This is a genomic window from Bacillus sp. AFS040349 (assembly GCF_002577655.1).
GTDB lineage: Bacteria > Bacillota > Bacilli > Bacillales > Bacillaceae > Metabacillus.
The window spans coordinates 51316-61126 of sequence record NZ_NUMC01000011.1; the positions used below are offsets into that span (position 1 = coordinate 51316).

General features: G+C 33.5%; 11 protein-coding genes. 6 read left to right on the top strand and 5 right to left on the bottom strand.

Annotation, left to right across the window (positions count from 1 at the left end):
• Positions 1-92 precede the first annotated feature (92 nt).
• Entirely contained in the window at positions 93-422 is a 330-nt protein-coding gene (locus COD11_RS03085) for a DUF1878 family protein (protein WP_098795294.1), read from the top strand.
• A gap of 10 nt (positions 423-432) precedes the next feature.
• On the opposite strand, the gene COD11_RS03090 is transcribed toward COD11_RS03085, so the two are convergent.
• Positions 433-1017 carry an HTH-type transcriptional regulator Hpr gene (locus COD11_RS03090; protein ID WP_098795295.1) on the bottom strand — a complete coding sequence of 195 codons (585 nt, stop codon included), beginning with the start codon at positions 1015-1017 and terminating at the stop codon, positions 433-435.
• Between the two features lie 210 nt (positions 1018-1227).
• The gene (locus tag COD11_RS03095) at positions 1228-1581 is read right to left on the bottom strand and encodes a YtxH domain-containing protein (RefSeq protein WP_176550959.1); all 354 of its coding nucleotides are present in this window, start codon (positions 1579-1581) and stop codon (positions 1228-1230) included.
• Between the two features lie 292 nt (positions 1582-1873).
• Between COD11_RS03095 and yhzF the strand changes: the two genes are divergently transcribed.
• On the top strand, positions 1874-2068 hold the full coding sequence (yhzF, locus tag COD11_RS03100; protein WP_098795297.1) for a membrane protein YhzF: 195 nt from the start codon (positions 1874-1876) through the stop codon (positions 2066-2068).
• 96 nt (positions 2069-2164) lie between these two features.
• Here the strand turns inward: yhzF and COD11_RS03105 are convergent, their stop codons facing one another.
• Both COD11_RS03105 and serC read right to left on the bottom strand, forming a co-directional pair.
• Positions 2165-2689, bottom strand: a complete 525-nt coding sequence (locus COD11_RS03105; RefSeq protein WP_098795298.1) for a tryptophan transporter — start codon at positions 2687-2689, stop codon at positions 2165-2167.
• A gap of 181 nt (positions 2690-2870) precedes the next feature.
• Positions 2871-3950, bottom strand: coding sequence for a 3-phosphoserine/phosphohydroxythreonine transaminase (gene serC, locus COD11_RS03110; protein ID WP_098795299.1), 1080 nt, complete (start codon positions 3948-3950; stop codon positions 2871-2873).
• Positions 3951-4238: 288 nt separating this feature from the next.
• On the opposite strand from serC, the gene COD11_RS03115 reads away from it, so the two are divergent.
• Positions 4239-5765 (top strand): sensor domain-containing diguanylate cyclase, encoded by a 1527-nt coding sequence (locus tag COD11_RS03115; protein ID WP_098795300.1) that lies wholly within the window; start codon positions 4239-4241, stop codon positions 5763-5765.
• A 27-nt stretch (positions 5766-5792) separates the two neighbouring features.
• Here COD11_RS03115 and COD11_RS03120 read toward each other — a convergent pair whose 3' ends face one another.
• The gene (locus COD11_RS03120) at positions 5793-6215 is read right to left on the bottom strand and encodes an HIT family protein (RefSeq protein WP_098795301.1); all 423 of its coding nucleotides are present in this window, start codon (positions 6213-6215) and stop codon (positions 5793-5795) included.
• A gap of 908 nt (positions 6216-7123) precedes the next feature.
• Here COD11_RS03120 and COD11_RS03125 point away from each other — a divergent pair.
• From COD11_RS03125 to COD11_RS03135, 3 genes are read left to right on the top strand one after another with little or no spacing between them, the layout of a single operon-like run.
• A complete protein-coding gene (locus COD11_RS03125) occupies positions 7124-7870 on the top strand; it encodes an ABC transporter ATP-binding protein (protein ID WP_098795302.1) in 747 nt (248 codons plus the stop codon).
• Positions 7857-9083: an ABC transporter permease gene (locus tag COD11_RS03130; RefSeq protein WP_098795303.1), complete on the top strand. Its 1227-nt coding sequence runs from the start codon at positions 7857-7859 to the stop codon at positions 9081-9083. Before COD11_RS03125 ends, COD11_RS03130 begins: the two co-directional genes overlap by 14 nt.
• Before the next feature lie 2 nt (positions 9084-9085).
• Positions 9086-9787 (top strand): EcsC family protein, encoded by a 702-nt coding sequence (locus COD11_RS03135; RefSeq protein ID WP_098795304.1) that lies wholly within the window; start codon positions 9086-9088, stop codon positions 9785-9787.
• Positions 9788-9811 lie beyond the last annotated feature (24 nt).

The following is a 9811-nucleotide window of genomic DNA, read 5'->3' on the forward strand; positions in this document are numbered from 1 at the left end:
TTTTTAATAACAAAAGTATTCGTTAAAACTTTCTTAAAATTCGCTAATACTATAAAATAAAGGACAATAATGTACGAGAAAGAGGGTAACAAATGGATTCTATAGAGAAGCGTTTGGAGACATTGGAATATTATCAAACGTTATTCATTAAAATGCTTGAGCCGGAAAAATTTCCTTTTTATCATATGGTGATGAGTAAAGGATTATCGAAGGAAGAAATTGAAGAAATACATACCGTTTGTCATGAGCTTAGTGAAAACCATAATGAACAAAAAGCGCAAGGGTTAGTGATCTTTACAGACCTCCTTACGCAATTTGCCGGCCAATTAAATGCAAAGCTGGATTTATATGAAACAATCCGTGCTTTGCATAAGCAAAAATTATACAGACCTCTTATGGATGATTTTTTGGAATTAATGTAGTGATCGTTCATTAAGTTGATGAAATTAATTGTTCAGACTTAGACTCTTTTTCTTTTCCTTGGGTATCATTGAATGCATCCTCTATGCTGTGGAATGACTGTTCAAAGATTTCCATAAAGTCTTCGCCATAGATGTTACGAATAATACACATCATTTCCATCATTTCTGGAAACTTCCCATATAAATTTTGAAGTGGTAAAGCACCTTTTAATACAGAGTTTCTGTCTGGACTAAAGTCTTCTAAAAGCTTTGAAAGTATTTCCTCACCTTGTTTTGTAAGTTTAATATACGTGTTACGCTTGTCATTGGCTTTTTTGGAAAACTCTAAGTAACCTCTTTCCTCAAGTTTCTTTGAGAAGTTAAAGGCAGTAGATACGTGCATAACTCCGAATTTAGCAATCTCTGAAATTGAAGCTCCGTTTAAATGATCGGCAATCCATAAAATATGGTGCTCGTTAATATTTAAATCGTATGGCTTTATCCATTGTTGCCAATCCTTTTCAATTGTTTTCCATAGTGCTTTACTAAGCTGTGCAACGCGTTGACTAAATAACAAGGCTTCTTTTACTGTAAATTCCCTTTCATTATGTTTCATCAGCCGTCACCCCTGATCTCCCTATTATTATTCTCTATTATGCCAATAAAATAAAGATTAATAAAGATATAAATTTACAAAATTTTTAAAAATTTTTGTAAACCCTTTAATATCAATGGTTAAAGAATAAAAAAAAGTGTGAAGACAATGCTTGTCCATCACACTTTTCGATGAAATAGAAAAATAATTCATATCCTAAGAGGATATATTTTACTTTAAGGTTTGTTCAAGTTGTTTTATTCTGATGTCAATTTCTTCAATTTCCTTCATCAAGTCATTTTTATGTGGTTCAATTTCTTGCTGAAATTGCTCTACTGTTTTTTTAAAGTCAGAAGATACCTCTTTCATAACTACTGAACCATCTTTGACCGTTTTTATAACTTGTTCTTTCAATGCTTTGCTTTCATTTTTCAGCTGGTGTAAAAGATCTTCGAGTTGCTTTCGATTTAAGTTTAATTGTCCGCGTAATTCTTTTCCTGAAGAAGGAGTTGAAAGTAATGTGGCAATGCTGCCGATCACTCCTCCAACAACGAGACCAAATAGTAAAGAATTTTTATTTGCCATTCCTATCCCTCCATATTTTATGTAGATCATTAAAACACTCGTACAACCTCTTATCAACATACCCAAAGGTGTCTTCATTAAACATTATACATAGTTACATAAAAGTTAGCATAAATATTTAGAAAGTCCTTCTTTACTTCCTACTATTGTCCACTTCGGTTCGTGCTTCGATGGACAGGTTTTCGTACATTTAGGCTCTTTTTAAGATTTTGCTTCAGGGTAGGCAAAACACAATAAGATCTCACCAAGCCGGCAATTTCAAAAATGCATCAAGATTGAAGGGAGGATGAGCATGTCAGGTGTTATCTTTTTATTTTTTGTCATAAGCTTATTACTATTTATTGGGGCTTTTCATTATTTTAAACTTCTACAACAATCAACATCTTATCCACCTAAAAAGGTAGTGAAACAAAAGGTGTCTGTACTTGCTACTGGAGGAGTCATCATGCTGTTAATTGGTGTTATTTTAATGTTTTTTAATCAGTAATGGAGATCCGGGTGAAAGATGACTTAGATCTGCGTACTTAAAATAATGAAAGAAAAACCCCGATCAAATGTGATCGGGGTTTTTCTTTATACGTTATTAAGCAACTGTTAAGTTTTTTGAGCGTTTGAAAATACTTTGAACAATTGGCAGGATAATTATCATGGCTGCTCCATTAAATAAAGTGGCAGGAAGAACAACAGTTAGAAATAATGTTGTAAATGCGACACCACCTGGTAGTCCAACAATTAATAAGGCAGCAGTTAAAAAGATTGTTCCTGAAACAATTGTACCAATAACAGCGAGTACAGTAGCTGTGGCAACTTTATTGGCAATTTTCTTTACGACTAAGAATAAGCCGTAAAATAAAAATGCTGTAATGATTTTGTCAATGATATTTGGTAGAAATCCACCAGGGAATGTTGATGTTAACGCAGATAAAAATCCAGTTACGATACCGAGTAAAGTAACATTTTTCATACTTGGAAACATAATTATTCCGATAAACATCATCAATAAAATCATGTCAGGCTTCATTCCATTATAGAATGGAGGCATCACCATATGCAAAACAGCCCCAATTGCCGCAAATAAAGATAAAATAACTAATACTCTTGTGTTCATTTTCTCATCTCTCCTCTTCTAATCTCATAAACTAATCTCCCCAATAGTGAACTCATTTCCTATTGCGAGAGCTTATCGTTATTATAGCAACAATTACTTATTCCGTACAGGTTTTTTCTTTGAGTGTTAATACCAAAAAAAGGGGCTGTCCTCCAAATAAGGAATAGCCCCTTACATCTTATTAACTGTTTTGATTTTTAAATTCTGTCATGAATTTTGCTAATGCTTCACATGCTTCCTTAGGAACAGCATTGTAAGTTGAAGCACGGCATCCACCTACTGAGCGGTGACCTGCAAGGCCGATAAATTGACGCTCTTTTGCTTCTTGAAGGAATTTTTTTGTAAGTTCCTCGTTCTGAAGTGTGAAGGTAATATTCATTAAAGAACGGCTGTTTTTTTCAGCATGTCCTTTGTAAAATCCATTACTTTCATCAATTGCAGAGTAGATGTAGCCAGCTTTTTCTTCATTGATTTTTTGAATCTGTTTCACTCCACCTTGTTCTTTTACCCACTCAAGTACTAAGGAAAGCATGTAAATAGCAAAAGTAGGAGGTGTGTTATATAATGAATTATTTTTAGAGTGAGTTGAATATTTTAAGATCGTTGGAACATCTTCTATTGCTGTTTCTAGAAACTCTTTCTTTACAATAACAACAGTTACACCAGATGGTCCGAGGTTTTTCTGAGCTCCTGCGTAAATAAGATCAAATTTCTCTACATCAATTTCAGTACAAAGAATATCACTAGACATATCAGCGATTAAAGGAATGGGGCTTTCAGGATATTCCTTCCACTGAGTACCAAAAATTGTATTGTTTGATGTGATATGAAGGTAAGCACCATTTTCAACATCATTTAATGAGTAATTTGTTGGGATGTGTGTGTAATTTTCTTCCTTACTTGAAGCTAAAATACGAGTTTCCCCAAACGTTTTTGCTTCTTTTAAAGCCTTTTCTGACCAAGCACCAGTTGTAACAAAGTGTGCTGTTTGACCTGAGTTAAGGAAGTTCATTGGAATCATAGTGAACTGTAGGCTTGCTCCACCTTGTAGGAAAAGGACTTCGTAATTGTCAGGAATCCCTAGAAGCTCTCTTAATAATGAATTTGCACGATTATGCACTTCTTCATAGTCTTTACTTCGGTGACTAAGCTCCATAACAGACATACCTGTGTTATTAAAATTTACTAACTCTTTTTGTGCGCGCTCTAGCACGGGTAATGGAATTGCCGCTGGTCCAGCATTAAAATTATATGCTCTCAATGTATTGCCCTCCTTGATATGGACGTAAAATAATACTCATATCCTATCATGAATAGAGAAGGAAATGTAGACTGAAAATTTTCATCTTTGTGAATGTTAGTGCAGAAAACGTTTACATTTCATTTGAAAAACATTTCTTAATGACTTGGAGTTTGATAAACTCTAAAATAGTAAAGAAGTTTGGGTTAAAAATCACATTCTATTCTTGAATGGAAGTTGATATTTGTATAAACATTCCCAAATATTAAAATGATACAATGAGTAACTGCATACAAAAAGGAGGTTTTCATGACTCTAAGAAAAAAGCTACTAATTGCTTCAATTAGTATAATTTCTTTATTTATGTTCATTATCGTTCTATTGGTTGGAATAATCACGAGTCGAATTCATCATATATATGAGCAAGAGCAGGTTACAACGCAAATTAACCAAACACGTAACTTATTAAATAATGAATTAAAATCACTGGATCGTTTGAATTTGGATTATGCTGCATGGGATGACACCATTTCTTTTATTGAAGATAAAAACGATTTTTATATTCAATCGAATCTTACCTCTGAGACATTTCTACAAAACAATATTGATCATATGATCTTCATAAATAATAGGGGACAGATTGTTTATGTTAAACAAATGGATTCTGAAGGAAAAACTATTAAAAATTATATTGATAGCAATTGGCTAGATATATATAAACTTAAAAAAGTTCTACATTCAAAAGAAAAAATAAACGGCTTAATTAAAACTCCTGACGGAATCATGCTATTATCCGCTCACCCGATTTTAAACAGTCAATATGAAGGGCCTTCAAATGGAACACTAATTTTCACTAGAAAATTAGATCAAAAACTTGTTAGTGAATTAGGCAATATCATAGAGCTTGATCTTTCTTTTTTTCAAGACTCACCTAAGAAATTGACTAAACAAGAGGTGAAGCAATTAGAAAATGAAAATTTATATATCGACGAGGTAAGTGATACTACAATAGCTGGCTACAGTGTTCTAACGGATCTGAAAGGTGATCCACTTTCGTATATTGAAGTGAAAAGCGAACGAACCATTTATAAAAATGGCAGGATGTTAATTCTACTGAATCTTCTTTCCTTTTTAGTCCTAGTCACAATTATTTGTACTGTACTTTATTTTACTTTTGATAAGATATTCGTTTCGCGAATCTTATCGTTAAAGCGAAGCATTGCAAACATTCGTTCATACAACAATAATGGACATAGCGTTGGTAGTCACGGTGATGATGAGATTGGCCACTTAGCCATGCAAATAAACGATATGCTTGCAACACTTGAAAACTATAATAACAAATGGAAAAAAAGAGCAAATTTTGATTCCCTTACTAATCTCCCTAACAGAGGATATCTAACAAAAAAAATGAACGATTTAATTTCAGCAGAAGAAGAATTTGCTGTATTTTTTATGGATTTAGATGGTTTTAAGGGAGTTAATGATTCTTATGGTCATGAAACAGGTGATATTTTACTGCAACTTGTAGCTGAACGCCTTAAACATGTCGTTCGTGAGGTGGATACAGTATCTAGGCTTGGTGGAGACGAATTCGTTTTGCTTGTAGATATGAAGAGGGACAAAGAGCAATTAAGAATATTAGCTGACAGAGTGATTAAGAAACTAAATGAACCTTATAAAATCAATAAGATCATGATCACTGTATCAGCAAGTGTTGGGATTGCGCAATCGCCCAAACATGGGACAGACTATCATTCACTTATTAAGATGGCAGATGAAGCCATGTATATCGCAAAGAAGGCAGGAAAAAACAAATTTCATTTATTGTCTTGAAAAAACAAAAGGGCCGTCATGGCCCTTTTATTTAATTCCTTCTTTAATTGTGGTAGCAATTTCTTGGAGATCTTCTGGTGTATATTGATCTGCATGTGACTTCCATACAGCACCAAATCCGTCTCCCTTGCCGTATCTTGGCAGGATATGCATATGATAATGAAAAACAGATTGTCCGGCCTTTTCTCCATTATTGTTAAGTAAATTTAGGCCATCAGGCTGGAATTGTTCTTTTATGGAGTTGGCAATTTGGGGAACAACCTCAAATAATTTACTCGCAATTTCGGGTGTTAATTCATAAATGTTTTCTCTATGTACTTTTGGAACAACAAGCGTATGTCCTTTCGTTACCTGACTAATGTCTAGAAAGGCAATAACATGTTCATTTTCAAATACTTTTGCACTTGGAATTTCTCCCTTAACAATTTTACAAAAAATACAGTCACTCATTTTTTTCACTTCCTTCAAAAAAAATCTTATTCAACAGCTTTCAACATTATTTGTAAAGCAAGTATGTTATGTTTAACTACTAGTTACGAAACAACTATATTTTACCATAAGAGAAAAGAAAAAGAACAGAGTGAAACGAATGTTCACCCTGTTCCCGAGGAAGGAAAAAAACTCATGTTATGGGAAAATGTCTTTGATAAACACCTCATTTAACATTTAGATTTAAATGCTATCTGATGTGTGAAGTCCATTGTTCAATGCAATCATCCCCTTGTTACTAAATAAACGTTCTAACATTTCGGAAACTGTATTTTGACAAACACCTCATTTATAAAATGATGCTATACAGAGCGTTTATTTAAGAAAATAGCGGCCCGTAGACACCTCATTTCGTGAGAGTTCAATCATCAATGGGTAAAAACAATATAATTGTCTTTGACAAACACCTCATTTAACATTTATTTAAATGCTATCTGATGTGTGATGACCATTGTTCAATACAATCATCCCCTTGTTAGTTGTTTATATAACATAACAAAAAGTGGAATTGTCTTTGACAAACACCTCATTTACAAAATGATGTTACATGCAGGCATCTAATTCAACAGAATAGCGGCCCGTAAACACCTCATTTCGCGAGTGTTTTTTCAATGGTAAAGCAATGATCCCTTGAGTTAATAGAAATTGTCTGGGACAAACACCTCATTTAAAGGTTTTGTTTTTAACAATTAACCCTTCCTCACTAATTATGATGTCCCAGAAAACCAAGATTATGCGAAAAAGCTTTCTAAGTTTAGGCAAGTGATTTTAAATTTTGATACTATAAAAAGAAGGCAGTGAAAAAACTCTACAATTTTTACTGCTAAATTTAAATCAACAAATTAAACAGTAAAAGGAGAAACGTGATCATGACGCTTCTAAAGGTTGAACATTTAACAGGTGGGTATACTCGAAAACCTGTCTTAAAGGATATTTCATTTGAGGTTGAAAAAGGTAATATTGTTGGTCTTATCGGTCTAAATGGTGCTGGTAAAAGTACAACAATCAAGCATATTATTGGAACAATGGAAGCTCATAAAGGACAAGTCTCCATTAATGGGAATACCTTTGCTTTAGATTCTGCAGCCTATCGTTCACAATTTAGCTTTATACCAGAAACACCCATTTTATATGATGAGTTAACACTGTATGAACATTTAGAGCTAACAGCGATGGCATATGGAATTGATAAGGACACTTTCGAAAAACGACTTCAGCCGTTATTAAAGGAATTTCGGATGGAGAAGAGGTTAAAGTGGTTTCCAGCTCATTTCTCAAAGGGAATGAAGCAAAAGGTTATGATAATGTGTGCCTTCTTAGTTGAACCTGAGCTTTATATTATTGATGAGCCTTTTGTTGGATTAGATCCATTAGCTATAAATTCATTATTGGAAATGATGGATCAAGCTAAAAAACAAGGATCAGGCATTCTTATGTCAACACATATATTAGCAACAGCGGAAAGATATTGTGATTCTTTTATTATTTTACATAACGGAGAAGTTCGCGCAAAAGGAACATTACTTCAATTAAGGGAACAATTTGGAATGAGAGATGCGACTTTAGATGATCTTTATATTCAGTTAACAAAGGAAGATCAAGATGAAGAGCGTTAATGAAATATGGCAGACACGAGTAAATCAACATATAAATGAAACGAGAATGTACTTGAAGTATATGTTAAATGACCACCTTCTTTTTGTTTTTATATTTTTAGGAGCGGGTGGAGCTTTAACTTATCAAAGATGGCTTGAAACATTATCTCCTGATTTTCCGGCTATCGTAATTATGACATTAACTTTTGCGTTTATCGTCATAACGTCAAGTGTTAGAACATTGTTGAAAGAAGCTGACATTGTTTTTTTACTCCCGATGGAATTTAAACTAAGAGGATATTTTCAAAAAGCTTTTAGATACAGTTTTATTACACAAAGCTTTCTCGTTATTGTTCCTTTAATATTATTTACACCCTTGTATTTTAAGGTAACAGATGCAAACGGAAGGACCTTACTTATTTGCTTGGGACTCTTACTACTCGTCAAGTTTTGGAATTTAAGGGTAAGCTGGGCAATGAGTTTTTATACAGAAGCTTCAGCAAAATGGAGTGATCTAATTGTACGATTTGTATTAAATGTATCTGTTATTTATTTTATTTTCTCTCAAGATTACCTTTTCTTAATTGTTCTGTTTGTTATTATGACAGGGTATGTTTTGTACTTTTCAAACAATGTGAAACAAAAGGCATTAAAATGGGAGCAGCTTATTAAAAGAGAAGAAGGAAAGAAGCAATCTTTTTATAAGCTTGCAAACTTATTTACCGATGTGCCTAAGCTTAAGAAACAGGCTAAACGTCGTGCCTATCTTGATTGGATGGTCAAGCAAGTAAAGTATCATCAGGAAAATGTATATGAGTATTTGTATGTGCGTGCATTAATTCGATCAGGCGATTATTTGGGCATTATTGTTCGGCTAATAATCATCGGAAGCATAATCTTGTCATTCTTAAATGAACAGTTAACAGGCTACATCGTTGTATCCGTTCTATTTATTTTTTTAACTGGCATTCAGATCATGAGTTTATACAAACATTTTGAATTATTAGAGTTGACTAACTTATATCCAAATGCTGAAAAGAAAAGATTATCAAGCTTCTTAAAAATAATGTTTACAGTATTTTTAATTCAAACGGTGATTTATTCACTCATCACATTCCTTTTTGCAACTGTTTCTATTTTTGTCGGAACCCTTATTGCAACAGCTTTATTTTCCTATCTTTTTGTTTTTATTTATATGAAAAATAGAATAAAGAAAAATGAAAAGGATGTTTAGGTATGAGCTACGAATTACAAGCTGCTGAAGAAGCGAAAATGTGGAAACAGAAGCTATTGAGAAAAGCATCATTTTGGGAGCGTTCATCTAAGAAAGCACAAAACAAAATGAACGGAATGATTCCAGAAAAAGTACACCATACTGTTACCGAGAGTATTAAAAAGATGGTCGAGGCAACATTACTAGGATCTAATATCACAACATTTCCTAAAAATGTTGAGGACCTAACATTTGAGCAACGAGAAAACTTGGTGAGAAAATCAATTGGAATGTACAAAAAAACAGCTGCGATTGAAGGGGCTTCAACGGGAGCAGGTGGACTTCTTTTAGGCTTAGCAGATTTTCCGTTATTTCTTAGTATTAAAATGAAGTTTCTTTTTGAAGTTGCAAACCATTATGGATACAGTACGAAGGAATATGAGGAAAGATTATTTTTGCTTTATGTGTTTCAACTAGCCTTCTCTAGTGATACACATAAAGAAGACACTCTTGCAATCATTGAAAATTGGGAAACAAAAAAAGTAGAAATCAAAGACTTAGATTGGCGTATCTTTCAACAAGAATATCGCGACTATATAGATCTTGTAAAACTAATGCAAATACTTCCAGGAATCGGCGCTGTTGTTGGTGGTGTAGCCAATTATCATCTTGTACAACAGCTTGGGGAATGTGCAATGAATAGTTATCGGTTGAGGATTTTTTAAGTGACTGTGGTCAAACCCCCAATA